Raw genomic sequence first — 22,086 nt, forward strand, 5'->3', positions numbered from 1 at the left:
TGCCGGCGGGGTTTTGCGACGCCCAAAACCCCGCCGGCAAGCCGGCGGCTATGTATGGCAGCGATCAGTTCGGCGATTCGATCACGGACATCGGCAGGTCGAACGCCGATTCCTTTTTCGCGATGCCGTCCACCGCCTTCAGCCGGACGACGTACTTCCCGGCCCGCGTCATCGGCAGCACGAACCGCATCGTGAACATCTGGTCCTTCTCCATCACCTCGGCCGTCAGCTTGAACGTCGTCGGCTTCGCCAGCGTCGGCCGGCCGGTCGCGTCGAGGATCGTCATCTCGAACGTCAGGTCCGGCTGCGCCACCGCCTTCGGCGTCTTCGGGTCCGGCTTCGACCGCTCGAAGCTGACGACGCTGCACTGGAGGAAGTACGACTGCCCGACCGTGCCGGCCGTCGGGGCGTGGATCTCGCCGCGTTCATCGACGCTCGGGTAGACGGCGACGATGCCGAATTCCTTCTTCGCCACTTCGAACGCCTTGGAGAAGGATTGTTTCGCGTTGCCGGAGGTCTTCGCGAGATCGGTGACGGTCAGCTTGAGCGTGTACGCCCCCGGCTCCTGGTCGAGGCCGATGGTGATGAACGCGCGGGCCGGCAGCTTCGACCCGCCGAGCGGCACGAAGTCGGTCTTCTCGGCCGGGTCCTGCTTGAAGATTGGTTTGTTGTTCTTGTCGAGGACTTCCATCGCCATCTCGTACTTCACGTACCCGGTCGGGCTGACGACGATGTTCTCGATGTCGAACCCGACGAACAGCACGTCGCCGGGTAGGAGCTTGCCCTCCGGCCGCGTGCCGCCGTGCAGCCCGTAAGTGCTGCGGACGTTGGACAGTTTCAGCGTGCCGTCCGACTGGCCGGGGGACAGGGTCAGGGCGGTGACGAGGAGGACCGATCCGAGCATGACGGGATTCCTTCGAGGAGTGGCGGCACGGGGTTCCACCCGTTCTAACGGGATATTCTGTCGGCCGTTGACGTAACCGACTAGAGCCGCCGGGGTGGGGCGGGGGAACTTCCGGAATCAATCGTGCGCGTCCTGCCGGTCGGGCGGGCGTTGGCACGGGATTGCGGGGGCAGAATTATTTGGATCGACGCCGGCCGTCGGGTATGATTCTGGTGTGGGTCGCGTGAACCGTGACGCGACGGACGAAAGGCCGCACGGAACCCGTGGTACCGGGGACCGTCCGGCGAGGCTTAACGTAAAGGAGGTGATCCCTTGAGTAGTTCGTGTTACCAAGGTTTTGAGGTGGCGGCTGTCTGACAGCCGCAGACGGGCGACTGTCTGCGACAGCCGTCATTGATAATGGGAACACCCCAGGCGATGAGCCTGGGGTGTTTCTTTTTTGGGTATTCGAGTTGCTCCCGTTCTTACCGATCCCGGCAACGGTTCGCCGGGCGAAAACAGGAGGGGCGGAAATGGCCGTTACGCAACAATATCCGATGACGCACCAGGGCGTCCGCAACTTGGATAACCCGATTCGGAAAGGGCCTGCCATCAACGTGGGCAGGAACGAGCGGATCGTCTCCGAACTCGGCGGGGCGGCCCTGGCGGGCTTCGGGCTGGCCCAGGGGAACTTGGCCGGGATGGCGCTCGCGGCCCTCGGCGGGATGCTCGTGTTCCGGGGTTACACCGGACACTGCTACGGCTACCAGGCGATGGGCGTGAACACGCGAGGGTAGGTCGAGTGCTTTTGTTTCAATCGAGTTCCGAGTAGACTACTACGTGTCGCATTCGGAGGAACGACATGGCACACGCGGCCGTTAACCTGCCCGTCGATGAACTCACCGTGGACGAACGGTTGACTCTCCTCGGCCGATTGTGGGACAGCCTTCTCGACGCCGGGCCGCCGCCGATTCCCGCGTGGCATCGGGACGAGTTGCGACGCCGAATTACCGCGGCCGACGCCGACCCGAGTGCCGCGATCCCGTTGGAAGACCTCCGGCGCGTACTGAAGGGCGGTCGGCCATGAGCGTGCCGGTTCGGGTGACGCCGCTGGCCCGAGACGACATTCGGCATGGGGAACGTTACTTCAACGGTAAGCGGGCCGGCCTCGGAAACGAGTTCGTGGACGAAGTGTTGGCGACGCTCGACCGTATCGGTGACTGGCCGCTCGTAGCGGGCGAAGTCGGTGACGGCGTCCGGGCCGTCGGTGTCCGGCGGTTCGGATATGTGGTCTACTACCGAACGGACGGCACGGCCGTTGAGGTGATTGCCGTTCTCTACGGCGGCCGGTCGCCGGACGTGTGGCAGTCACGCGTTTGAAACCGCCGCGGGCCGGGAACATCGTTCTCGGTCCGCGACGCTCAAGCCCTATCCGTTACTTCACCTTCAGCACGACGAAGTCTGACTCGCCGTTCGGCCGCGTCACCATCAAGAGCGCCCCCTTCTCCTTCGACGCTGCGGCCATCGCGTCCTGGAAGTCCTTCACGCCACTGATCGGCGTCTTGTCCACCTTCACGATCAAGAGGCCGCGGACGAGACCCACGTCGGCCGCGGCCGACCCGCGCTCGACGCCCATGATTAGCGCCCCTTTCGCGTCGCGGGGGAAGCCGAGTTGCCCGGTCAACTGCGGCGTCAGGTCGGTGACGGTCAGCCCGCCCACGTCCACGCCGGCGTCCGTAGGCACGCGGGCGGAACTGCTGCGGGTCATCTTTTCGGCGCTGCCGTAGTCCTCCGGCTGCTCGTCGATGGTCACCTGCTGGGCGAACGTCTTGCCGTCGCGGACGTAGATAACTTCCGTCGGCTTGCCGAGCGGCAGCTTCGCCACGACGCGGGGCAGGGCGGCCACGTCCTTGAGCGCGACGCCGCCGACGGACAGGATCGCGTCCCCGGCCTTCAGCCCGGCCTTCGCCGCCGGCGTGTTGTCGTACACCTTCGTGACGACGACGGCGTTGCCGTCCGCCGGGACGCCGAGCCGCGCGGCGAGGTCCGCGTCCACGGCCCGCACGCCGACGCCGAGGTAGCCGCGCTTCACGCTCCCGCCGTCGAGTAGCTGCCGGCTCACGTCCTTCGCGAGGTTGCTGCTGACCGCGAGGCCGACGCCGTTCGAGCCGCCGCCGCGAGTCTTGATGGCGCTGTTGATGCCGACGACCTTTCCTTCGAGGTTGACGAGCGGCCCGCCGCTGTTGCCGGGGTTCATCGCCGCGTCCGTTTGCAGGAAGTCCTCGTACTGGTTCAGCCGGAGGTTCTGCCGGCTCTTGGCGCTGACGATCCCCTGCGTCACCGTCCCGGCGAGGCCGAACGGCGCGCCGACGGCCAGCACGCGGTCGCCGACCTCCATCGCGTCGCTGTCCCCGAACTCCAGCGAGGGCAGCGGCTGGTCGGCCTTGATCTTCAGCACCGCGAGGTCGGTCTTCGCGTCCCGGCGAACGTCGGTGGTCGTGAACTTGCGGCCGTCCTGGAAGGACACTTCCAGTGTGTCGGCCCCGTCAACGACGTGGAAGTTCGTCAGGATGACGCCGCTCGGGTCGATGACGAATCCGGAGCCGAAGCCGAGGTTCGGGTCGAACCGTTGCTCGCCGCCGTCCTGCCCCTCGAAGAACCGCCGGAACTCCTCCGGCACGTTCGGCGGCAGCTGCTGCCGCGGGCGGTTGGCCTGGACAGGCTTCTTGGTGACCTTCGCCTCGATGCTCACGACCGCGGGCAGGACGCGCTTCACGACCTCGCGGTACGACCCGGTTTCCTTCGGCATGACGGCCGGCAGCGGGGCCGGGACGTTCTGGCCGTGCAGCCGGTCGCTGAACAACATGCCAATCAGCCCGCCGGCACTGAGACAAACGACGGCGAGCGGGATGCGGGAGAGAAACTTCATGATTGAACCTCCAATCTTCCTCCGGATGGGACTTGGAATTCTACGGCGGCCGCCGGCCCAAAAAAAAGCGGCCGGCCCGTCGAGGACCGACCGCCCAAAGGTATGAACGGGGATTAGCCGTTGGCTTGCACGCTCACTTCGATCTTCCGCGGCTTCGCTTCCGGGACCTTCGCGATCGTCAGGCTCAGCACGCCGTTCGCGAGGTTGGCCGCCACGGCGTTCTCGTCCACCGTGTTCGGCAGCGTGATCCGCTGCTCGAACCGGCCATAGGTCCGGGTGTCGAACCGCCCTTCGGCCGTGCTCTTCCGCTCCGTGCGGATGGTCAGCACGCCGTCGTGCAGGGTGATGTCGAAGTCCTTCTCGGACACGCCGGGGGCGTCGAGTTCGACGTACACCTTCTGCTCGTCCTCCCAGACGGACAGCGGGAGCACCGTCGTCGGGGCGGGCGTGCCGGCCGGGGTGAAGAAGTCGTTATGGAAGAAGTGGTCCAGCAGGGACGACAGCCGGTTCGAGTTCCGCTCTTCCGCCGGGACCATGGAGCCGTTGCGATAGGACGTAAACATGCCTCGACCTCCAACAGGTTTTCCACGGGCAAGGGTGTAATTTTGGGTTGGTTTTGAAGCGAACCGCCGACAGCCCGTGGGTTAGTCCGGCGGCCGCTTCTGACGGGTGCGAATACAACCGGCGTGCCAATCCGTGGGCGTTGACGCAAGTGGAAGCGCGATGGAAATTTGGTGCAAACGGCCAGAAATGTAGTGGTCGGAGGAGGGTGTCAGTTTGACAGCGGGGTGTCAGTTCGCTTCTTGTAGGGCGGGTCAAGGCTTTGCGCCGACCCGCCGGGAGACCGCAACCACGCGGGAGAAACGACGCGCTGGTTGGCGCGACGGCGGGTCGGCGCAAAGCCTTGACCCGCCCTACAAGCCTACTGCCCCTCCGCGCCGCTCTCCAGGAATCGCTGCATCGCCAGCTCCGCCAGCGCCGTCGCGTCCGCCCGGATGTTGCCGTCGGTCAGCCCGGCGCGCACGCCGCCGAGCAGGTACTGCGACCGGAAGTCGGTCGCGAAGTGGCCGGTGTTGTCCACCGAGTATTGTAGCCCGCGGAGGAACGCCAGCGCCTCGACCGTAGCCGGGCGGTATTTCTGGTAGCGGGCCACGTCCGGCACGCCCTGGCGGATGAGCTGGCACGCCGCGGCTAGGCCCCGAGCCGCGTGCGCCGACTCGAAGCCGGGTTCGGCCGTCGGCGAAACGTCCGTGCGGAACGCGCCGGCCCACAGGACGTGCTTCACGTCCCCCTTGCCGTACTGCACGGCGGACAGCCAGTCGGCCATCTCGAACGCGGCCGCCGCGGCCGCGCCGTCCTTCGATTCCAAACAATACTCGACGGCCGCCGGGATCATCGTCCCCGCGAACGTGGCGTGCGGGGCCGCCTTGAACTTCGCCCGGTAGAACGCCAGCGCCTTCGCCACCTCCGGCTTCGGCCGCCGGCTCGCGGCCAACGCCTGCAGCGCGAGGCCGGGGTAGACGTTCAAGCAGTCCGCGTCCGCCGGGTCGCTGCACGCGATGGAGCCATCGGTTTGGATCTGCTTCCGCAGCTGGTCGCACAGCTTTTCCGCCTCGCCGAGTAGCTTCGCGTCCGCCGTCGGCAGCGCGAAGATCGCGAGCGCCAGCGTCGCCCCGAACCCGACCGGGTTGCCGTTCGCGGGCATCGGCACGCCGTCCTTCGTTTGCGTCAGCAGCGTCAGTACGGCCTGCGCGCCGCACGCGGTCAGCTTCTCGTCACCGGTGAAGTTCGCGGCCTGGCACACGGCCCACGCCGCGACCGCCTGGCGGAAGTCGGTGTCGCCGTCGATCGGCGTCCGCAGCGCCGGGTTGACGCCGAAGAGGAACCGGCCGTGCGCGAGTTGCCGCTTCGCCAGCCACTCGGCCGACGACCGCATCGCGAGGACCGTCGAAGCCGTCTCGGGCGGGACGTTCTGCAAGTTCTGGAACCGGGCGATGGCCGGTTGCTTCGGCACGGTGGCCGCGGCGGGCGTGACCGCCTCCGGGGCCGGCTTGCCGGTGATGCTTGGCGGCAGCAGCCCCGGCGGCGGCGATTGGGCAACGACCCCGACGGCGAGGCCGGCGGCGACGAGTAGGCTGACGGACTTGCGCATGAGGAAACCTCGGTGTCTCCGGTGCGACAGGGTGAAGGAATTTCCGCCGCCGGTCAACCCTGACTTCCGAAGTCCGGTTTCGACTTCGGAAGTCGAACGGGACGAGTATCCTCCGGGGGTGTGGAACGCTTTGGCGCGAGATGGACTTCCGAAGTCGAAGCCGGACTTCGGAAGTCGGCCCTCCGCTCCCCCGCCGCAAAGCATTCGGTCGGCCGCTCAACTCCTCGCTCTTCCCGGAATCGCTACACCTTCTCCTGCCGTCACCGGTCGAGTTGACATTCTCGGAAATCGCGCTGTTGACAATTATCTTCTAGACGATAATCATTGTAAAGATTCACGAGGCGTCCCCGATGGTTCGGAAATTGGCCGTAGTAGCAACCATCCTGTACGTCGTCGGGGCGTTCGTCTGGGTCGTCACGGCCGGGTTCGCCCGCAACGAGCAGATGCTGAACGTCGCCTGCGACCCGACGCGGGAGCTGTGGCGCGACATCAACACCGCGTTCATCGCCGACTACGAGCAGAAGAACGGCGTGAAGCTGTTCATCCGCCAGTCGCACGGCGGGTCCGGCAGCCAGGCGCGGGCCGTCATCGACGGGCTGCCGGCGGACGTGGTCACGCTCGCCCTCTGGACCGACACGGACGCCGTCCGCAAGGCCGGGCTGATCGACGCGGGCTGGGAGGACCGGCTGCCGAACCGGTCGCTACCGTTCGTCTCGACGATCGTGTTCGTGGTTCGGAAGGGGAACCCGAAGCAAATCCGCGACTGGTCGGACCTAGCCCGCGACAACGTGAGCGTCATCACGCCGAACCCGAAGACCTCCGGCAACGGGAAGTGGAGCTTCCTCGGCATGTGGGGGGCCGTCACGACCCTCGGCGGGTCCGAGACTCAGGCGTTGGATTTCGTGACGAAGGTGTACCGGCACGTTCCGGTCCTCGACACGTCGGCCCGCGCCGCGACGATGACGTTCGCTCAGAAGAAGATCGGCGACGTTCACCTGACGTGGGAGAACGAGGCGTACCTCGAAGTACAGGAAGCGAACGGCGAGTTGGAGATCGTCTACCCGCCGGTGGGCGTGCTGGCCGAGCCGCACGTCGCGATGGTGGACGCCGTCGTGGACCGGAAGGGCACGCGGGCGTCGGCCGTGGCGTACCTGAAGTTCCTTTACACGGAGCCGGCCCAGGAGATCATCGCGCACCACTACTACCGGCCGACGAACGAGGCCGTGCGGAAGCGGAACGCGGCCCGGTTCCCGGACCTAAAGCTGTTCCCGGCCCGCGAACTCGGCCCGAGTTGGGACGCGATCCAGAAGCGGTTCTTCGCCGAGGGCGGCGTGTTCGACCAAATTTACGCGAAGCCATGAACGGCGAACGGCACGGCGTCAGCGTGCCGGTGTGGGTCGCTGCGGCGTAACCGGCACGCTGACGCCGTGCCGTTCGCCTTGGAGTTGCCATGACGAACCAAGAAGAGTGGCAGACCACCGACACGCCGCGCGAGCAGCTGATCGCGAAGCTGACGCAGGCGGCGTACAACGTGGCCCTCCGGCACACGGCCGCCGTGCCGTTCACCGACCTCGAACTCGCGCTGTGGCGGGAGTTGCGGAAGGTGTTCGACGCCGAGGCGCGGGCCGGGGACGCGGCATGAGTTCCGCGTCGTCCCGTCGGGTGCTACCGGGGTTCGGGCTGGGGCTGGGGTACACGATGCTGTACCTCAGCCTGCTCGTGCTGATCCCGCTCGCCGCGTGCCTGGTGAAGGCCGCGGACCTCAGCCTCGCCGAGTTCTGGGCGGCCGTCTGGACGCCGCGGGCGCAGGCCGCGTACCGGCTCACGTTCACCGTGTCGCTGGTGTCGGCGCTCATCAACGTCGCCCTCGGCCTCGCCGTCGCGTGGACGCTCGTGCGGTACGAGTTCCCCGGCAAGCGGTTCGTCGATGCGCTGGTGGACGTGCCGTTCGCGCTGCCGACGGCCGTGGCCGGCCTCGTGTACGCGAGCCTCTACGTGAAGGACGGGTGGCTCGGCCAGTTCCTCATGCCGGTCGGGTTCGAGGCGGCGTACACGCGGACCGGGATCATCCTCGTCCTCGTGTTCACCGGGTTCCCGTTCGTCGTGCGGACGGTCCAACCGGTGCTCGAAGACCTGGACGCCGAGACGGAGGAGGCGTCCGCCATCCTCGGCGCGAGCCGGTGGCAGACGTTCCGCCGCGTCATCTTCCCGATCCTCATCCCGCCGGCGCTGACCGGGTTCACGCTCGCGTTCGCGCGGTCCATCGGCGAGTACGGGTCGGTCATTTTCATCAGCAGCAACATGCCGTTCAAGACGGAGATCGCCCCGGTTCTGATCGTGTCGCGGTTGGAAGAGTTCGCGTACAAGGAAGCGGCCGCCATCGCCGTGATGCTGCTCGCGGTGTCGTTCGTGCTGCTCGTCGTCGTGAACCTCATCGAGCGGTGGAGCCAGCCGGGGTCCGCTCCGAAGTACCTCTCGCGCGGCACGTCCCGGTTCTTCTCGCTGCTCGGCCTACTCTTGACGGTCCCGTTCGCGGCGGAAGTCGCGCAGAAGCCGCTGGAGAAGCTCGGCCGCGTCCTCGCGCCGCTGACGAAGTTGATTCCGAAGCTCTGGATCGCGTTCACGCTCCTCGTCGTCGGCGTGCTAATCGTCGTGCCGCTCGTGAACGTGTTCGCGCAAGCCTTCAGCAAGGGCCTCGCCGCGTACTGGAGCTACCTCGTCAACGACCCGGATACCCGGCACGCGGTCTTTCTCACGCTCATGGTCGCGCCGGTCGCGGTCGCGCTGAACACCGTGTTCGGCGTCGCCGCGGCGTACACGATCGCACGGTTCCGGTTCCCCGGCCGCACGATCCTGACGACGCTCATCGACCTGCCGTTCAGTGTCTCGCCGGTCGTCGCCGGCCTCGTGTTCGTACTGCTGTTCGGCCAGCAGACGCCGCTCGGCGACTGGCTGAAACAACACGGCTACCAGGTCATCTTCGCCCCGCCGGGCCTCGTCCTCGCGACGGCGTTCGTGACGTTCCCGTTCGTCGCCCGCGAACTCATTCCCGTTCTCGAAGCGAACGGCCCGGAGGAGGAAACCGCGGCCCGCAGCCTCGGGGCGAACGGGTGGCAGATGTTCTGGCGGGTGACGCTGCCGAACATCAAGTGGGGCCTCGTGTACGGCGTCATCCTGTGCAACGCCCGTGCTATGGGCGAGTTCGGCGCGATCTACGTCGTGAGCGGCCGGATCGGCGGGCAGACGGACACGATGCCGCTGCGGGTCGAGAAGCTGTTCCAGGAGTACAACCAGCCGGCGGCGTTCGCGCTGGCGTCCGTGCTGACGATGCTCGCCCTCGTCACGCTCGTCATCAAGGTCGCCGTCGAGCGGAAGTTGCGGGCCGAAACAGCGGCTACGGCGAACGGCACGGCGTAAGCGTGCCGGTGAACCGCTCGGGCGCACGCCGCCGCACACCGGCACGCTTACGCCGTGCCGTTCGCCTTTCGGAGTCCCTCGCATGAGCATCCGCGTCCAGAACGCCACGAAGCGGTTCGGGAAGTTCGCCGCCCTCGACAACGTCTCGCTCGACGTTCCCGAAGGCGAACTGCTCGCGCTACTCGGCCCGTCCGGGTCCGGGAAGACGACGCTCCTCCGCGTCATCGCCGGGCTGGAGCAGCCCGATTCCGGCAGCGTGTTGCAGTCTGAGGCGGACGTGACCCGCCGCTCGGCGAAGGACCGCAACTTCGGGTTCGTGTTCCAGCACTACGCGCTGTTCAAGCACATGACCGTGTTCGAGAACGTCGCGTTCGCGCTCCGCGTTCGCAAGTGGAAGGACGCGGAGGTAGCCGCCCGCGTGAACGAACTCCTCCACCTCGTGCGGCTGGAGAACCACGGCGACCGGTTCCCCGCACAACTCTCCGGTGGCCAGCGGCAGCGGATTGCGCTCGCCCGCGCCCTGGCCGCGCGGCCGCAGGTGCTGCTGCTGGACGAGCCGTTCGGCGCGCTCGACGCCCGCGTCCGGGCCGAACTCCGCCAGTGGCTCCGGCGGCTGCACGACGAGGTTCCGGTCACGACGATCTTCGTCACGCACGACCAGGAGGAGGCCTTCGAGGTGGCCGACCGCGTCGTCGTGATGAACGCCGGGCGGATCGAGCAGGCCGGCACGCCGCAGGAGGTGTTCGACCACCCGGCCAACCCATTCGTCATGGACTTCCTCGGCCAGGTGAACGTGTTCCACGGCCGCGTCCACGACGGCAAGGCGATCGTCGGCGGGCTGGAGTTCGACGTGCCGGAGTATCGGGCCAACGGCCCGGCGAAGGTGTTCGTCCGCCCGCACGAGTTGGACCTCGCGACGCACGCCAACGGCACGCGGAGTCTGCCGGCGACGGTCAAGCACGTCGTCCCGGCCGGGGCCGTGACGCGGGTGCTGGTCGCCGTCCGCGACGGCGGGATGGAGCTGAACGTGGACCTGCCGCCGGTGCGGTCGGCGGAGCTGAAGTTGAAGAAGGGCGATTCCGTCTTCGTCGCACCTCGCAAGGTCCGCGTCTTCGACCCGGACTACAGCATCTGATCGTTCTCGTAGGGCGGGTCAAGGCTTTGCGCCGACCCGCCGTCGCCACATGTGCCCCGGCGGGTCGGCGCAAAGCCTTGACCCGTCCAGGTTGAAATAACGCAAGTCACTGCAATCAATCAATTTAAGAAATCATCAGAAAATCGACGGGAAAACTGTTGCCTATAGGAGACTTAGACGATAATCTTTATAGAGAATTTACATCACTAAATTGACCATATTGGTGATAAAATGACCCGCCGAGTTCTGCTCCGTATCGCCGTCGTCGTCCTCGCCGTGTCCGTCGCGTCCTGCTCGAAGGGTGACGGCCGCAAGGCGACGTTCCCGGTCAGCGGCAAGGTTCTTGACGGCAACAAGCCGGTCGCGAACGCCTCCGTCGTGTTCCACCCGGCCGGCGGCGGCGAGAAGCCGCACGGCAAGACGGACGCGGCCGGCAACTTCCAGCTCACCACCTACGCCGGCAACGACGGCGCGCCGGCCGGCGACTACAAGGTGACCGTCGAACTGTGGGTCACCCGCCGGCCGGACGAGGGGCCGACCAGCCAACTGCCGCCGAAGTTCGCGAAGCCGGAAACGTCCGGGTTCGCCGCGACCGTGACGACCGGACCCACCGACCTGCAACCGTTCACCATCAAGCGCTAAACGAAACCCAAACCCGGAGAGTTCCATGAACCGCGTTCGTACCACCCGCCGCGCCTTCACGTTGATCGAGTTGCTGGTCGTGATCGCGATCATCGCGATCCTCATCGGCCTTCTCCTGCCGGCCGTCCAGAAAGTCCGCGAGGCCGCGGCCCGCAGCACCTGCCAGAACAACCTGAAGCAACTCGGCCTCGGGTTCCACAACTACCACGACCCGAACAACGGGCTGCCGAGCAACATCCGGCCGGACGCGACCAGCACCGTGCGGGTTCGCTGGCTGACGTACCTGCTGCCGTACATCGAGCAGGAGAACGTGTTCCGGAACGTGAGCCTCAACGTGAACTGGCACCAACCGGCGAACCTGAACCCCGGCTTTAGCACGCGGCTGAAGGTCGTCGAGTGCCCGTCCGCCCCGAACGGGCAACTGGTGGACGGCGCGCCGGACACGACCCCGGCGTGGACGAACATCGTCGCGAACGGCGACTACTCCGGGTTCTACGGCGTCTCGCCGGAACTCGAAACGCTCGGCCTGATCCAACCCGGCACTGGGAAGGCGGACAACGGGGCGCTGTCGAAGACCGTGAAGCTGAACTTCGCGAGCTTCACCGACGGCCTGAGCAACACGCTGCACCTGACCGAGAGCGCCGGCCGGCCGAACGTCTACCGGCTCGGCAAGCTGGTCACGCAGGCGAGCGGGAACAACCGGGTGAACGGCGGCGGCTGGTGCCGCCCGGCGACGGAGCTGAACGTCCTCCGCGGGGCGTCGGCGGACGGCACGACGTTCCCCGGCCCGAACGCCATCAACGTCACGAACGGCGAGCAGATCGGCACGTACCCGCACCCGTTCTACAACGTGGACGGCAGCGGCCAGGTGTACGGGTTCCACACCGGCGGGGTGAACGCCCTGTTCGCCGACGGGTCGGTCCGGTTCCTCCGCTCGACCGTGGACATCCGGGCGCTGGCGGCGTTCGTCACCCGCAACGGCGGCGAGGTGATCGCGAACATCGACTGATGATGAAGGTTCATCCGCGAACGGCGAAGACGCCCGCCGTTCGTCATTTCATCGGCCGCGCGACGCGGAAGACGATCCAGATGCCGACCGCCCCGACGACGGCCGTGACGCCGGACGCGACGGCGACGAGCGGCGTCGGCGAGTACCGCAACTGCGGCCACGTCACCGCCGGGACGGTTTCGGTCGAAGGCGTCGCCAGGAACAGCGTGACGAGCGACTCGTTCAGCGACAGCACGAACACGGCCACGCCCGCCGCGACGAGCGCGGGCCGGAGTAGCGGCAGCGTGACGCGGCGGAGTGTTTGCGACGGACTCGCGCCGAGGCCCCGCGCGGCCGATTCGAGCTGGTGAATCTGTTCCGTCAAATGAGACCGCACGATCAGGAACGCGACCGGCAGGCCCAGCGTCGCGTGGACAAGCACGATCCCGACGAGGCTGCCCCACAACCCGATGGCGTGCATCAACGGCAGCACGCCCATGCCGAGCGCGGCGGGCGGCAGGCACGCCGGCAAAAGGACGCCGGCCGCGAGCAGCTTTCGACCGACGAACCGCTCGTGCCGAATCGCGTAGGCCGCGGGCGCGGCGGCGAGGACGCTCAGCACGCCGGCGCACGTCGCCACCATGAGGCTTCGCGCGACGGCGGCCGTCCAGCGGCGGTCCTCGGCGAAGGCCCGATACCACCGCAGCGACCAGTCGTCGGCCGGCGGCGTCAGGAAGGAGTCCGGCGAGAACGACACCCACGCCGTGTGCAACACCGGCGCGAGCAGGCCGACGAGGACGGCCCAGCCGACGAGTCGCGCACTCATCGCCGCCTCCTGACGAGCAGCACGGCGAGCGTCAGTACGAGCAACCCGACCGCCTCCGCCGCCGCGCGGGGCCACCGGCCGTACTCGAACGCCTGGCGGTGGACCTCGACCGACAGCGTCATCTCGTCCGGCCCGCCGAGGAACAGCGGGCCGAGGAACGCCCCCAGCCCCCACGCGAGGCCCAGCTCGAACGCGAGGACGATGCCCGGCCGCGACAGCGGCAGCGTGACGCGGCGGAACGCCTGCCACGGCCCCGCGCCGAGGCCGCGGGCGGCGGCCGTCAGCGTCGGGTCGATGGACCGCAACTGCACGACCAGCACGAGTACGACGTAGGGCAGGATCAAGTACACCTCCGCGACGGCGGCCGCGACCGGGCCACGTGGTAGAAGGCGTTGCAACCCGAACAGCGTGGCGAGCAGCCCGGCCGTCTTCGGCAGCAGCACGAGGGCGAGGGCGATTGACTGACACCGCGGTGTCAGCGACCGCACGAACAGCGCGAGCGGGTAGCCGATGAGCAGCGTCACGGCGGCGACCGTGACCGCGAACAGGATCGTGAAGCGAATCAGCGCGAGCCCGTTGGCGTCGAACAGGGCCGCGAAGTTGTCGAACGTGACCGTGCCGGGTGAATAAAATCCGCGTCCGCCGGCCGGCTCGTACAGACTGACCCGTAGCAGCAGCACGAGCGGCACGATCACGAACCCGCCAAGCAGCGCGGCGGCCGGGGCGGTCAACAGGTACGGCGTGCCGCGGCTCACGGTTCGTCGTCCGGGATCGGCCAGCACGCGGCGGGCGGGATGTCGAACGTCACCGCATCGCCGACCGACACTTTCTCCTGACTTCCCAGCCGAATCTTCAACGTGAAGCCGTCGGCCCGCACGTCGGCGGACAGGTCGCGGCCGTAGAACGTAACCGCCGTCACCCGGCCGGCTCGCGGGCCGCCAAGCGTCACGTTTTCCGGACGAACCAGCACCTTCGAGCCGACGGGCCTTCCCAGGATTCCGCCGTCGAGGACGTTCGCGTCGCCGAGGAACCGGGCGACGAACGGAGTCCGCGGCCGGTCGTACACCTCCCGCGGCGGCCCGACCTGGAGCAGCCGCCCGGCGTGCATCACGCCGACGAGGTCGGACGCGGCCAGCGCCTCGTCCTGGTCGTGCGTGACCATGAGCGTCGTCGTGCCCGATTCCGCGTGGACCCGCCGCAGCTCGGCCCGCAGGTACTCCCGCAGGTGGCGGTCGAGGTTCGCCAGCGGTTCATCCAAGAGTAACACGTCCGGGCCGAACGCCAGCGCCCGCGCGACCGCGACCCGCTGCTGCTGACCGCCGGAGAGCTGCGACGGCAGCCGGTCCCACTCGTCACGATCCAATCGCACGCGGTCGAGCAGCGCCTCGACCCGTTCGCCCACTTTCGATTGCCGGCGGACTTCGAGGCCGAACGCGACGTTCTTGCGGGCCGTCAGGTGCGGGAACAGGGCGTAGTTCTGAAACACCGTGCCGACGTTCCGCGCCTCCGGCGGCGCGGCCGTCACGTCGCGGCCGCGGAGGAACACGCGGCCGGTGGTCGGGAGCAGGTAGCCGCCGATCAGCTTGAGGAGCGTCGTCTTCCCGCACCCGGACGGGCCGAGGATGGTGAGGAACGAGCCGGCCGGGACGGAGAGCGACACGTCGCGGACGACCGGCGCGGGGCCGAAGCCGAACGCGACCGCCGCCAGCCGAACGGCGTCACCCGCCGCGGAGGACGGTGCGGTCCCAGCGGTCGGCGAGTTGGTCCCATTGGCTGGCATACACGTCGTAGGGGTAGTACTTCAGGGTCTTGAACTGCTCGTCCGTGTGCGGGTAGAGCGCCTTCCAGAGCGGGTCCTCGGCCGCCATTTTCGCCGCCGTGTCCGGCCGGGCCGTCGCCATGCCGCGGCGGGCGAACCCGAGTTGCACGTCGTCGCCGAACAGCACGTCGAGCGCCTTCTCGGCCAGTTCCTTTTGCTTCGTGCCGGCGGGGATGGCCCAGAACACCTGCACCATCGCCCGGTCCTTCTCCGGCACGGCCGCGGCGAGGGCCGGCTTCTCGCGGAGGGCTTGCAGGTACTCCGGGCTGTGCATGTTGCCCGCGGCGACGGCCTTGTCGTTCAGCGCGAGGATCATGTCCGTCGAGGTCGGCCACCACAGCTTCACCCGTTGCCGGTGCTCGCGGGCGAACCGGAACACCTCGTCCATGTTATTGCGGATCAGGTCGTGGGCCGTGCCCGCCTTGTTGTTCGCGTCCGCGAGGACGGCCGCGAACGTGAACAGGCTCATGTAGAAGTGGTTGTACAGCCCGATTTTTCCTGCGAGCGCCGGCCGCAGCAGGTCGCGCCACCGCGTCGGTGCGTCCGGGACGAGCTGCTTGTTGAACGCGAGCGTCATGACCGAGTCCGGGTACGGCAGCCCGAACCCCTCCCGATACACCCACGGCTCCAGGGCCGGGGCCGCGAGCGCCTTGTGGCTCGGCACGTTCGCGAAGTCGATGGTCGCGAACAGCCCCTCCTTCGCGGCCGGGTAGCCCTGCGTCGCGTCGGTAATCATCAGGTCGAACGGCGGGTCGTCGGCCGGGGCGGTCTTCAACTTCGTCATGCCGTCCCACCAGCCGGGGAACAGCGAGACGGTCGCCCCGGTCGCGGCCTCGAACGCCGGGACGAACACTTCCCGTATAGTCTTCTCATGCCCGCCGGAGTAGACGAAGACGCGGAGTTCACGGCCGGTGAACGGGCCGGATTTGGGTCTGGAAGGTTGCCCGCACCCGACCGATGTGCCGAGGGCGGCCGCGGAGGCCGAGCGAAGGAACGTGCGGCGATTCATGCTTTCCTTTCGCCGAATGCGACGACGCCCGCGACGATCCGCGCCGCCGTCGTCACCCAGCACAGCCCGCCGAACACCCACGCCAGCACCGAGAACTGGTCCGGCAGCAGGCAGAACAGCACGAAGAAGATGACCGTCTCCGTGCCCTCCATCAGCCCGGCGGCGTAGTAGAAGCTCTTCTTCCCGCGGCTTTCGGTCGTGATTCCGCGCTTCGCCGCGATCACCGCGAACGCCAGGAACGACCCACCCGTCCCGACGAAGCTGTAGATCAGGAACGCGGCCGGCAGCGCGAACTCGGGCCGGCTGACCGCGAACGCGAACGGCACGCCGGAGTAGAAGATCGTGTCCAGCACGATGTCCAGGTAGCCGCCGGCGTCGGTCGCGCCGAGCCGCCGCGCGATCGCCCCGTCGAGGCCGTCGGCGATTCGGTTGAGCAGGATCAGCACGAGGGCGAGCGTGTACTGTTGGAACCCGACGGCCACGCACCCGGCGACGCCGACGAGGAACCCGCCGACGGTGACGGCGTTCGCGCCGAGGCCGTGCCGCGCGAGCCGGGCGGCGAGCCAGTTCAGCGGCGGGTCGATCAGCGGGCGGGCGCGGCCGTCGAACACGCGACCTCCGTCAGAGGCGGGCCTGCGGCCGGTCGGCGAACCCGCGGGCGCGGCGGCCCGCGATCTGGTCGGCGTACACCCGGCGGCGGTCCACGAAGAACATGCCGCCCCGCGACCCCCGCACCCGCACGCGGAAATACGTCGCCCACGCCAACAGCTTCTCCGGCCACGCGGCAGTTTCCCGGCCGCGGTCGTAGGGGCCGCTTTGAAAGTAGGTATGCGGCGCGACCGGCGGGCGGACCACCGCCTCCGCGCCGCCCGGTCGTTTTAGGGCGTACACGTCGGCGATCCATCGGCCGGTGATGAGGTTCGCCGCCGGGAACGGGGCGGCGTTCCCCCACAGCACCTTCTCCCGCGGCCCGTTCGGGTTGCAGAACCACGGGAACACGGCCCGCATACAGCACGAGAAGTAGGCGTAATCCCGCGGCGTGTATTCGCGGTCCCGGAACAGGAACAGCACCTCCCGGCGCTCGGCGCGAACGAACCGGTACAGCTCGCGGCGGAAGGTCGGGTCGCAGATGTGACGGTAGCCGTCGGCGAAGTCGTTGAGGACGATGATGCCGCTGTTGTAGTGCGACGCGCCGTGGATGTAGTTGATACCGTGCGGCATCCGCCGCTTCGGGCCGACCGGCAGCTCCGGCGTCACGGCCGACTGTCGCACCCGCTCCGCGAGGAACTTCCCGGTCGCCGCGACGACGACCTCGTCGTCGGCGAAATCGTCGCGGCTTCGCGGCGAGCGGTAGATGACGTTCTCGTGCCAGACCGGCTTGCCGGTCGCCGGGTTCAGCCCCGTCACCCACGGGTGATCGAGGCCGACCAACCCGGCCGGCAGCGGGCGGACCTTCGTGATGTCCAGCACGCGGGTGATGCCGTGGCCGTTGTGCGCGGCCTGGTAGGCCCACCGCAGCGGCAGGCCGAGCCAGTACCCGAGGGCGGCGGACGGCGGGGGCATCGGTCAGGACTTGGTAACGGGGCTGGCGTCGGCCGGGATCGGCGACGCGGGTTCGGAACCGGGAATCGGCCCCATCACGCCGTAACTCGCGCCGCCCGTCGCGCGGGGGCCGAACGCATTGTTCCACCACCGCCGGATGACGCCGCGGACGCCGAACGCCTTTAGCGGCGCGGCGAGCAGCTTGACCTTCTTGTGCTTCTCGCCCCAGTCCGGCACGTCCTCGTGCAGGACGTACACCTCCCAGAGGGTCTCGTCCGGGTCGGTGATCCAGAGCTTCGTCTGCCGGGCGTAGCAGCACTTCACGTCGTCCTGCTCGCCGATCCGCGCGCCGACCGCCTTCATTCGCTCGTGGACGGCGTGCAACTCGTCGAGTGTGGTGAGCCGCAGGCCGAGGTGGTTGAGCGGCCCGCCGGCGCACGCCCGCTTCGGCTTCAGCGACAGCACCAGCGGCGGCACGTCGATCTCGAACTTCGCGTAGTCGGGGTAGACCTTCACCGGTTCGGCCCCGAGCAGCGCGGCGTAGAACTCGACCGACCGCGCGAGGTCCGAGACGTTCAGGCTCGCGTGGAACTTCACCACGGCCGTGGCCGCGGCCGGGGTGCGATTGGGGACGTTCGCCATCGTAGACCTCGGATTCGATTTGTAGGGCGGGTCAAGGCTTTTCGCCGACCCGCCGGGGGGGGCCGCAACCACTTTCGAGAAACGACGAAGTTTCAGGTCGCGACGGCGGGTCGGCGCAAAGCCTTGACCCGCCCTACGAGACCAGGCGACGGCTCCGCCGCGCCGTCACTTCACCTCGAACACCTGGTCCGTCAGCCCGCCGTCGGGCACGTCCACGGCCCACGGCGTCTTCGCCGGGTCGGCGTAGGTCGGCCGCTTGATCCGCTTCGCTAACTCCGGTGTCAGCGTTACCTTGTACTTCCCCGGTGGCACGCCTGGGCCGAACGGGAATGTTTGCATCGCGAACGACCCGTCCGCCTGGAGCAGGCTCGACGGCTTGTCCTTCAGGTACTCGTTGCCGGCGTCCGGGTGGAACGTGACGCTCCCGGCCGTCAGCGGCTCGTTCTTGAACGTCACCTTGCCGGTCGCGGTCGCGAGAGGCGGCCACTCGCCGCCGCACCCCGGCCCGGTCGCGAGGAGGACCGCCGCCGTCAGGAAGAAGAATCCGGTTCGCACCGCGGCCCCCTTACTCGTTGGTGACGACCTGGCCGTCGGACTGCCGGAGCATCCGGCGGACCATCGCGGACGGCGTGCCGTACCGGACGGTCCGGACGCTGCCGTCGCCGAACGCGAACTGCGGCCCGCCGGCGGAACTCGGCGACCCCCAGTTCCCGCCGCCGCAGTTGTCGCCGCCCTCGGACCAGGACGCGCTCGACGCCCGCTCCGGGAAGGCGTTCAGCTGCGTGTCGGAGTAGAGTTCGTCCCCGCACCGGCCGACGCCGCCGTTGCCGCCCATGACGTAAGGTTCGTCCCAGTGCCACGACCCGGCGGCCACGGCCCGCTGGGCCATCGCCTTCTCGCCGATGAAGATGGTGTTCGACGTGCCGTCCGTAATGCTCGCGATGGTCGAGACCTTGCCCCACCCGGCGTAGGTCGTCCAGAACACCATCTCGTTGGCCGCGTAGTCGGTTCGGGCGCTCGGCCCGGCCCCGCCGTCGTTGTAACTCCAGCCGGGGTACACCGGGTCGGTCGCCGGGACCTGGAGGGCGGTCGGCGGCCGGCGGAGCGGCATGTGGAACGCCTTCACCGGCGTCCGGTACGCGGCGATCCCGTCCCGGAACAGGGCCTCTTGCTCGACGTAGGGCAGCAGGGAGAAGAACGTGGACCCGAGCTGGAACTTCCCTTGCTTCAGGGCGTCGCCCCACCGCGGCCGGAAGTTCCCGTAGCCGGGGATGACGGTGTAGGCGTCCGGCGACGGCACGGTCGCGCCGTCCGTCGAGGTGACGTAGGGGGCCGTGTTGCTCGCGCCGTTCGCGTAGTCGTACCCGCCGCTGTTCGGGAAGTGCTGGTACACCGACTCGTAGTTCGCCGCCCCGAGGCCGAGCTGCTTCAGGTTGTTCTGCGACTGGGCGCGGGCGGCGGCCTCGCGGACCTTTTGAACGGCGGGGAGGAGTAACCCGATCAGGATCGCGATGATCGCGATCACGACGAGCAACTCGATTAGCGTGAAGCCCTTCCGGAGACGCGCGGACATGGCTGACCTCAACGTGTGGTCGTCGTGGTGAGAGGCCCCACGTCGCAGGATGACATCTGCCCTAGAGTCAAGATGTTATTCCGGCCCGGCGGGTCCGCCTAACAAAAAAATCCGAGAACGCTAAATTGAGGGGACCGAACCCCGGCCGTGGTGGCGAGGACCGTCGATGCCGAAAGACCCGTTGCAGCCGTCCCGGTGTGCCGAGTTGCTCGGCGCGCTGGCCGCCCCCGAGCGGTTGAAGATCGTCCGCCTCCTGACCGAGGGCGAGCGGAACGTGACGCAAATCGTCGAGGCGCTGAAGATTCCGCCCCTGAACGTGTCCCACCACCTGACGGTTCTCAAGTCGGCCCGCCTCATCGAGGGGGACAAGCGCGGCCGGTTCGTCGTCTATTCGCTGTGCGACGGCGTGCTGAACGAGATCGTCGAGGCCGGTGTCGCGAAGGAGGCGCTGGACCTCGGCTGCTGCCAGATCGTACTCCCGCCGGACGGGTGAGGGCGGCGATTCGGGTTGCCAAGTTTCGCCACTTCGGCCATACCCCGGCGCTTGTCCCTCGTTCCGCGTCGGGTTCGGCCATGCCGTCGATTTCGGTCCCTCGTTCGGTTTTGAACTTCCCTCGCCTATCCGTTCCTTCGGCGTCCGTCCTGCTGACGCTCGGCGTGGCTGCGGTCGCGGCCGGCGTCGCCGTGAACCTCTACCACTTGTACGCCGCGGCCGAGCCGTCCCGGTGGGGCAGCGTGTCGCACGACCGCAACGCCCACTACGTCTACGCGGCGGCGATGGCGACGGAGCTGCGCGACGGCCGCGTCGGAGCGTTTCTCGGGGTGTTCGACGGCGGCAGCATGGTCTGGGGGCCGTTCCATGCCGTCCTGCTCGCGGTCGTCCTCACCGTTCTCGGCCCGAGCACGACGCTCGCCGTCGTGCCGAGTATGGCCGGGTTCGTGTTGAGCGTGGTGCTCGGGTTCGCCCTCGTCCGCCGGGCCGTGCCGGGGGCGGCGGGGGCCTACGGCGGGCTGCTCGCCGCGCTGCTCGTGGCCGCGTCCCCGGCGGTCCGCGCCTACGCCACGGACGCGATGCTCGAAAGCCTCGGCCTCGCGCTGACGTTGCTGACGCTGTACGCCACGGCGGCCTGTCTCGACCGGCCGACCCGTCGCGCCGGCGTCGGCCTCGCGCTCGGCCTGACGTGCCTCTTCTTCCTGAAGTACAACTACTGGCTGCTGACGCTTCTCGCGATTTGCACAACCCTCGGCCTCACTCGATTCTCGGCCGTGTTCGCGGTCGCGTCGGCGGTCGTACGGGAAGCCGCGAGCCGAGAATTCTTGAGGCGGCAACTCCTCTCGCCGGGGAACGTCGTCATCGTGTCGTTGATGGCGGCGGCCGGCTGGACCGCGTGGACCGGCGGCTGGTCGCTCGAAGTCGGCGGGCGAACCGTCGGCATGAAGTCCACCCGCGTCGTCGTGAACGTCGCCTACGGTCTCGCACTCTTGAAGATCGCACTCTGGTGGCGGCGGGCCGGCCTAGCGTGGACGCGGGAACATCTCGGCGATGTCGGCGTCGCGGTCGCACGGTGGCACATCGTTCCGGCGCTCGTGTGGCTGGCACTGCCGCTGCGGCTGCGGTACTTCCTGTGGTACTTGAGCTTCGCGAACACGGAGGGCGTGTACCACACGTCGCTCGCGGACACGGCCGAGTTCTACTGGCGCGGGTTCGCGACGGAGTATTGCACGGGGCCGCAAGTCGCCGTCGCGATCGCGGGGCTGGCCGTCCTCGGGATCGTCGCCACCTTCGCCCGGTCGCTCCGGTCCGGTTTCGTCGTCGTGCCCGTCTTCGCGGTGCTCGCGACGGCCCTCACGCTGAACCACCCGAACCACAAGCTGCGGTTCCTGCACACGTGGTCGCCGGTCCTGTTCGTACTGGCCGGCGTCGCCGTCGCGACGGTGCTGCGGCTCCTCACCCGGCCGTGGGCCGCCCACGCCGTCGGCGGGGCGCTCCTGGTCGCGGCCGGCATCGTCCTCGGGCCGCCGTGCGTCGAGCCGGGCCGGGCGACCGAGCGCGGGCACGACGGCGCGGCGTACTCGATCCGCGAGATCACGGACGCTTACCTGCCGGAGGTGGCCGACTCGCGAAAGACGATGATCCTCGGCAACGTCGTCTACCGGCCTTGGGCGAAGTGGAGCTTCTACGAGCGGTACGGCCGCACGGACGGCGTGGAGATCGACTTCCGCGAGGTCGGCGCGTTCGAGAACACGCCGGCCGTGTTCGCGCACTGGGTGAAGCACACGGCCTGCGACACGGTCGTGGTCGTGGAGATTCCGCCGACGTCGCCGCTGTTCGAGCCGCCGCCGCCGATCGAGGTCGCGCCGCTCGCCGGGGCGTGGCTCCGCGGGCAGGCGCGGTTCAAGTTCGCCCGCGAGATCGTCGTCCCGGACCGCGGCCGGATCGAAATCTGGAAGCGGGATTCGTAGCCGCTCGCCCTTTCTACTTCATCCGCGGCCGTCGAGACGCTACGCTAATGCGGTGAATGGCCCGCA

24 protein-coding genes and 1 pseudogene are annotated in these 22,086 nt (G+C 68.3%); 12 read left to right on the forward strand and 13 right to left on the reverse strand.

The annotated features are described in order from the left end of the window. Positions 1-64: 64 nt before the first annotated feature. Positions 65-904, reverse strand: coding sequence for a hypothetical protein (locus AC5JJ2_RS18450; protein WP_495859492.1), 840 nt, complete (start codon positions 902-904; stop codon positions 65-67). Between the two features lie 512 nt (positions 905-1,416). Between AC5JJ2_RS18450 and AC5JJ2_RS18455 the strand changes: the two genes are divergently transcribed. The 3 genes from AC5JJ2_RS18455 (at position 1,417) to AC5JJ2_RS18465 (ending at position 2,263) form a co-directional block, all read left to right on the forward strand. Beyond that, positions 1,417-1,680, forward strand: coding sequence for a YgaP family membrane protein (locus AC5JJ2_RS18455; protein ID WP_495859493.1), 264 nt, complete (start codon positions 1,417-1,419; stop codon positions 1,678-1,680). Between the two features lie 65 nt (positions 1,681-1,745). Next, entirely contained in the window at positions 1,746-1,970 is a 225-nt protein-coding gene (locus tag AC5JJ2_RS18460; protein WP_495859494.1) for an addiction module protein, read from the forward strand. Continuing rightward, the gene (locus AC5JJ2_RS18465) at positions 1,967-2,263 is read left to right on the forward strand and encodes a type II toxin-antitoxin system RelE/ParE family toxin (RefSeq protein ID WP_495859495.1); all 297 of its coding nucleotides are present in this window, start codon (positions 1,967-1,969) and stop codon (positions 2,261-2,263) included. Before AC5JJ2_RS18460 ends, AC5JJ2_RS18465 begins: the two co-directional genes overlap by 4 nt. Before the next feature lie 55 nt (positions 2,264-2,318). On the opposite strand, the gene AC5JJ2_RS18470 is transcribed toward AC5JJ2_RS18465, so the two are convergent. The 3 genes from AC5JJ2_RS18470 to AC5JJ2_RS18480 all read right to left on the reverse strand — a co-directional run bounded on the left by AC5JJ2_RS18470 (position 2,319) and on the right by AC5JJ2_RS18480 (position 5,964). After that, a complete protein-coding gene (locus AC5JJ2_RS18470; RefSeq protein ID WP_495859496.1) occupies positions 2,319-3,812 on the reverse strand; it encodes a Do family serine endopeptidase in 1,494 nt (497 codons plus the stop codon). 113 nt (positions 3,813-3,925) lie between these two features. Beyond that, on the reverse strand, positions 3,926-4,375 hold the full coding sequence (locus tag AC5JJ2_RS18475; protein ID WP_495859497.1) for an Hsp20/alpha crystallin family protein: 450 nt from the start codon (positions 4,373-4,375) through the stop codon (positions 3,926-3,928). A gap of 359 nt (positions 4,376-4,734) precedes the next feature. Then, positions 4,735-5,964: a hypothetical protein gene (locus tag AC5JJ2_RS18480; RefSeq protein WP_495859498.1), complete on the reverse strand. Its 1,230-nt coding sequence runs from the start codon at positions 5,962-5,964 to the stop codon at positions 4,735-4,737. 350 nt (positions 5,965-6,314) lie between these two features. Between AC5JJ2_RS18480 and AC5JJ2_RS18485 the strand changes: the two genes are divergently transcribed. The 7 genes and pseudogenes from AC5JJ2_RS18485 to AC5JJ2_RS18515 all read left to right on the forward strand — a co-directional run bounded on the left by AC5JJ2_RS18485 (position 6,315) and on the right by AC5JJ2_RS18515 (position 12,167). Continuing rightward, positions 6,315-7,325, forward strand: coding sequence for a sulfate ABC transporter substrate-binding protein (locus AC5JJ2_RS18485; protein WP_495859499.1), 1,011 nt, complete (start codon positions 6,315-6,317; stop codon positions 7,323-7,325). An 89-nt stretch (positions 7,326-7,414) separates the two neighbouring features. Next, positions 7,415-7,606: a hypothetical protein gene (locus AC5JJ2_RS18490; protein ID WP_495859500.1), complete on the forward strand. Its 192-nt coding sequence runs from the start codon at positions 7,415-7,417 to the stop codon at positions 7,604-7,606. Beyond that, positions 7,603-8,412 (forward strand): annotated as a pseudogene (gene cysT, locus AC5JJ2_RS18495) (sulfate ABC transporter permease subunit CysT); the annotation flags it as partial. The gene AC5JJ2_RS18490 and the pseudogene cysT, both read left to right, overlap by 4 nt. Further along, a complete protein-coding gene (gene cysW / locus AC5JJ2_RS18500; RefSeq protein WP_495859666.1) occupies positions 8,389-9,381 on the forward strand; it encodes a sulfate ABC transporter permease subunit CysW in 993 nt (330 codons plus the stop codon). The pseudogene cysT and the gene cysW, both read left to right, overlap by 24 nt. Before the next feature lie 82 nt (positions 9,382-9,463). Then, on the forward strand, positions 9,464-10,516 hold the full coding sequence (locus tag AC5JJ2_RS18505) for a sulfate/molybdate ABC transporter ATP-binding protein (protein ID WP_495859501.1): 1,053 nt from the start codon (positions 9,464-9,466) through the stop codon (positions 10,514-10,516). A gap of 231 nt (positions 10,517-10,747) precedes the next feature. Then, the gene (locus AC5JJ2_RS18510) at positions 10,748-11,158 is read left to right on the forward strand and encodes a carboxypeptidase-like regulatory domain-containing protein (protein ID WP_495859502.1); all 411 of its coding nucleotides are present in this window, start codon (positions 10,748-10,750) and stop codon (positions 11,156-11,158) included. A 25-nt stretch (positions 11,159-11,183) separates the two neighbouring features. Then, the gene (locus AC5JJ2_RS18515; protein WP_495859503.1) at positions 11,184-12,167 is read left to right on the forward strand and encodes a DUF1559 domain-containing protein; all 984 of its coding nucleotides are present in this window, start codon (positions 11,184-11,186) and stop codon (positions 12,165-12,167) included. A gap of 43 nt (positions 12,168-12,210) precedes the next feature. Here the strand turns inward: AC5JJ2_RS18515 and AC5JJ2_RS18520 are convergent, their stop codons facing one another. The 9 genes from AC5JJ2_RS18520 to AC5JJ2_RS18560 form a co-directional block, all read right to left on the reverse strand. Next, a complete protein-coding gene (locus AC5JJ2_RS18520; RefSeq protein ID WP_495859504.1) occupies positions 12,211-12,972 on the reverse strand; it encodes an ABC transporter permease in 762 nt (253 codons plus the stop codon). Then, positions 12,969-13,727: an ABC transporter permease gene (locus AC5JJ2_RS18525; protein ID WP_495859505.1), complete on the reverse strand. Its 759-nt coding sequence runs from the start codon at positions 13,725-13,727 to the stop codon at positions 12,969-12,971. Before AC5JJ2_RS18525 ends, AC5JJ2_RS18520 begins: the two co-directional genes overlap by 4 nt. Beyond that, entirely contained in the window at positions 13,724-14,752 is a 1,029-nt protein-coding gene (locus AC5JJ2_RS18530; RefSeq protein WP_495859506.1) for an ABC transporter ATP-binding protein, read from the reverse strand. The genes AC5JJ2_RS18525 and AC5JJ2_RS18530 overlap by 4 nt, the downstream gene beginning before the upstream one ends. Continuing rightward, the gene (locus AC5JJ2_RS18535) at positions 14,691-15,800 is read right to left on the reverse strand and encodes an ABC transporter substrate-binding protein (protein ID WP_495859507.1); all 1,110 of its coding nucleotides are present in this window, start codon (positions 15,798-15,800) and stop codon (positions 14,691-14,693) included. The genes AC5JJ2_RS18530 and AC5JJ2_RS18535 overlap by 62 nt, the downstream gene beginning before the upstream one ends. Continuing rightward, entirely contained in the window at positions 15,797-16,411 is a 615-nt protein-coding gene (locus AC5JJ2_RS18540; RefSeq protein ID WP_495859508.1) for a CDP-alcohol phosphatidyltransferase family protein, read from the reverse strand. Before AC5JJ2_RS18540 ends, AC5JJ2_RS18535 begins: the two co-directional genes overlap by 4 nt. A 10-nt stretch (positions 16,412-16,421) precedes the next feature. Then, positions 16,422-17,363: a hypothetical protein gene (locus tag AC5JJ2_RS18545; RefSeq protein WP_495859509.1), complete on the reverse strand. Its 942-nt coding sequence runs from the start codon at positions 17,361-17,363 to the stop codon at positions 16,422-16,424. Between the two features lie 3 nt (positions 17,364-17,366). After that, positions 17,367-17,984: an ArsI/CadI family heavy metal resistance metalloenzyme gene (locus AC5JJ2_RS18550; RefSeq protein ID WP_495859510.1), complete on the reverse strand. Its 618-nt coding sequence runs from the start codon at positions 17,982-17,984 to the stop codon at positions 17,367-17,369. Positions 17,985-18,149: 165 nt separating this feature from the next. After that, positions 18,150-18,539, reverse strand: coding sequence for a hypothetical protein (locus AC5JJ2_RS18555; protein ID WP_495859511.1), 390 nt, complete (start codon positions 18,537-18,539; stop codon positions 18,150-18,152). A 10-nt stretch (positions 18,540-18,549) separates the two neighbouring features. Next, entirely contained in the window at positions 18,550-19,557 is a 1,008-nt protein-coding gene (locus AC5JJ2_RS18560; protein WP_495859512.1) for a DUF1559 family PulG-like putative transporter, read from the reverse strand. 166 nt (positions 19,558-19,723) lie between these two features. Between AC5JJ2_RS18560 and AC5JJ2_RS18565 the strand changes: the two genes are divergently transcribed. Next, entirely contained in the window at positions 19,724-20,050 is a 327-nt protein-coding gene (locus AC5JJ2_RS18565; RefSeq protein ID WP_495859513.1) for an ArsR/SmtB family transcription factor, read from the forward strand. Positions 20,051-20,214: 164 nt separating this feature from the next. Continuing rightward, positions 20,215-22,020, forward strand: coding sequence for a hypothetical protein (locus tag AC5JJ2_RS18570; protein ID WP_495859514.1), 1,806 nt, complete (start codon positions 20,215-20,217; stop codon positions 22,018-22,020). Positions 22,021-22,086: the final 66 nt, after the last annotated feature.

Source organism: Limnoglobus sp. (assembly GCF_059499385.1).

Coding starts and splice junctions, on each gene's coding strand:
- AC5JJ2_RS18450 (WP_495859492.1), bottom strand. CDS start 904: ATGCTCGGATCGGTCCTCCTCGTCACCGCCCTGACCCTGTCCCCCGGC.
- AC5JJ2_RS18455 (WP_495859493.1), top strand. CDS start 1,417: ATGGCCGTTACGCAACAATATCCGATGACGCACCAGGGCGTCCGCAAC.
- AC5JJ2_RS18460 (WP_495859494.1), top strand. CDS start 1,746: ATGGCACACGCGGCCGTTAACCTGCCCGTCGATGAACTCACCGTGGAC.
- AC5JJ2_RS18465 (WP_495859495.1), top strand. CDS start 1,967: ATGAGCGTGCCGGTTCGGGTGACGCCGCTGGCCCGAGACGACATTCGG.
- AC5JJ2_RS18470 (WP_495859496.1), bottom strand. CDS start 3,812: ATGAAGTTTCTCTCCCGCATCCCGCTCGCCGTCGTTTGTCTCAGTGCC.
- AC5JJ2_RS18475 (WP_495859497.1), bottom strand. CDS start 4,375: ATGTTTACGTCCTATCGCAACGGCTCCATGGTCCCGGCGGAAGAGCGG.
- AC5JJ2_RS18480 (WP_495859498.1), bottom strand. CDS start 5,964: ATGCGCAAGTCCGTCAGCCTACTCGTCGCCGCCGGCCTCGCCGTCGGG.
- AC5JJ2_RS18485 (WP_495859499.1), top strand. CDS start 6,315: ATGGTTCGGAAATTGGCCGTAGTAGCAACCATCCTGTACGTCGTCGGG.
- AC5JJ2_RS18490 (WP_495859500.1), top strand. CDS start 7,415: ATGACGAACCAAGAAGAGTGGCAGACCACCGACACGCCGCGCGAGCAG.
- AC5JJ2_RS18505 (WP_495859501.1), top strand. CDS start 9,464: ATGAGCATCCGCGTCCAGAACGCCACGAAGCGGTTCGGGAAGTTCGCC.
- AC5JJ2_RS18510 (WP_495859502.1), top strand. CDS start 10,748: ATGACCCGCCGAGTTCTGCTCCGTATCGCCGTCGTCGTCCTCGCCGTG.
- AC5JJ2_RS18515 (WP_495859503.1), top strand. CDS start 11,184: ATGAACCGCGTTCGTACCACCCGCCGCGCCTTCACGTTGATCGAGTTG.
- AC5JJ2_RS18520 (WP_495859504.1), bottom strand. CDS start 12,972: ATGAGTGCGCGACTCGTCGGCTGGGCCGTCCTCGTCGGCCTGCTCGCG.
- AC5JJ2_RS18530 (WP_495859506.1), bottom strand. CDS start 14,752: ATGCCAGCCAATGGGACCAACTCGCCGACCGCTGGGACCGCACCGTCC.
- AC5JJ2_RS18535 (WP_495859507.1), bottom strand. CDS start 15,800: ATGAATCGCCGCACGTTCCTTCGCTCGGCCTCCGCGGCCGCCCTCGGC.
- AC5JJ2_RS18545 (WP_495859509.1), bottom strand. CDS start 17,363: ATGCCCCCGCCGTCCGCCGCCCTCGGGTACTGGCTCGGCCTGCCGCTG.
- AC5JJ2_RS18550 (WP_495859510.1), bottom strand. CDS start 17,984: ATGGCGAACGTCCCCAATCGCACCCCGGCCGCGGCCACGGCCGTGGTG.
- AC5JJ2_RS18560 (WP_495859512.1), bottom strand. CDS start 19,557: ATGTCCGCGCGTCTCCGGAAGGGCTTCACGCTAATCGAGTTGCTCGTC.
- AC5JJ2_RS18565 (WP_495859513.1), top strand. CDS start 19,724: ATGCCGAAAGACCCGTTGCAGCCGTCCCGGTGTGCCGAGTTGCTCGGC.